Annotated in this window: 2 protein-coding genes; both read left to right on the forward strand. The window is 65.8% G+C overall.

Annotated features, from left to right (window positions below):
* On the forward strand, nt 1–1,128 hold a 1,128-nt coding region (locus tag EOA28_RS34490), incomplete at its 5' end, for a dihydroorotase (protein ID WP_128315781.1).
* A 185-nt stretch (nt 1,129–1,313) separates the two neighbouring features.
* A partial coding sequence (gene plsY / locus EOA28_RS34495; RefSeq protein ID WP_128315782.1) for a glycerol-3-phosphate 1-O-acyltransferase PlsY occupies nt 1,314–1,862 on the forward strand: 549 nt, incomplete at its 3' end.

The following is a 1,862-nucleotide window of genomic DNA, read 5'->3' on the forward strand; positions in this document are numbered from 1 at the left end:
CGCAAGACGATCATTCCAGGCCTTGTCGACGCGCGTGTCTTCATCGGCGAACCTGGCGGCGAGCATCGCGAGACCATCGCCTCGGCAAGCGTGGCGGCGGCGGCCGGCGGCGTCACCTCCATCGTCATGATGCCTGACACCGACCCGGTGATCGACAATGTGGCGCTGGTCGAATTCGTGCTGCGCACCGCACGCGACACCGCAAGCGTCAACATCTTCCCGGCGGCCGCGATCACCAAGGGCCTCGACGGCCGCGAGATGACCGAATTCGGCCTGCTGCGCGAAGCCGGCGCCGTCGCCTACACCGACGGCCGCCACACGATCGCCAACGCGCTGGTCATGCGGCGCGCGCTGACCTATGCCCGCGATTTCGGCGGCGTCATCGCGCACGAAACGCAGGATGCCGACCTCGCCTCGTCCGGCGTGATGAACGAGGGGCTCTATGCGAGCTGGCTCGGCCTGTCGGGCATTCCGCGCGAGGCCGAGCTCATCCCGCTCGAACGCGACCTGGCGCTGGCCCGGCTGACCGGCGGCGCCTACCACGCCGCCAAGATTTCGTCAGCGATGGCGGCCGGCGCGGTGAACCGGGCCAAGACGGATGGCGCCAATGTCACGGCTGGGGTCGCCATCCACAATCTGTCGCTCAACGAGAACGATGTGGGCGAATACCGTACCTTCTTCCGGCTGACGCCGCCCCTGCGCGCCGAGGATGACAGGCTGGCGATGATCGAGGCGATCAAGGACGGCACGATCGACATCATCGTTTCCTCGCATGACCCGCAGGACGTCGACACCAAGCGCCTGCCCTTCGCCGACGCGGCCGCCGGCGCCATCGGGCTGGAGACGCTGCTCGGAGCGGCGCTTCGGCTCTACCACAATGGCGACGTGCCGCTGCTCAGGCTGATCGAGACGCTGTCCACGGCGCCGGCGAGATTGTTCGGCCTGCCGGGCGGCACGCTGCAGCCGGGCGCGCCGGCCGATCTCGCGGTCGTCGATCTCGACGAGCCGTGGATCGTCAGCGAAGGCGGCCTGCGCTCGCGCTCGAAGAACACCTGTTTCGAAGGCGCGCGCCTCCAGGGCAAGGTCCTGCGGACGGTGGTCGCGGGCCGCACGGTGTTTTCCGCATAGACCATCAGAGGCATTGAGCGCTGCCAAGTCTGCCAGGCACGGAGTTGCTTGGCGAACCCTCTCGACTCTACCATTATGCTCGACCGATGCCCGGCGCAGCGCCAGCTATTGCAAATCAGAGTTGCATAACGCAAATTGCATCAATTTTAAGGCGAGCGAGCCAAGGAAGGAATACGGGGGAAACTATGGGATATGCGATCGCGCTCGTCTTCGGCTATCTGCTCGGCTCGATACCGTTCGGACTTCTGATCACTCGCGCGGCCGGTCTCGGCGACGTCCGCAACATCGGTTCCGGCAATATCGGCGCGACCAATGTGCTGAGGACAGGCAACAAAGGGCTCGCTGCCGCCACGCTGCTGCTCGACGCGCTGAAAGGCACCGCCGCCGCTCTAATAGCCGGGCATTTTTCGCCGGACTTCGGACTTCTGGCTGGCTTCGGCGCCTTCCTCGGCCATCTCTTCCCGGTCTGGCTCGGCTTCAAAGGCGGCAAGGGCGTCGCCACCTATCTCGGCGTGCTGCTCGGCCTTGCATGGCAGGGCATGCTCGTCTTCGCCGTCGTCTGGCTCGCCATCGCCTTTCTGTCTCGATACTCCTCTCTGGCCGCGCTGGCGGCGGCGGTCATCGTGCCGATCGCGCTCTATTTCATCAGCACGCCGCAGATCGCCGGCCTGTTCGCCGTGATGAGCCTGATCGTCATCATCAAGCACCATGCCAACATCTCGCGGCTGATGGCC

It is taken from the genome of Mesorhizobium sp. M2A.F.Ca.ET.067.02.1.1, from assembly GCF_004023285.1.
GTDB lineage: Bacteria > Pseudomonadota > Alphaproteobacteria > Rhizobiales > Rhizobiaceae > Mesorhizobium.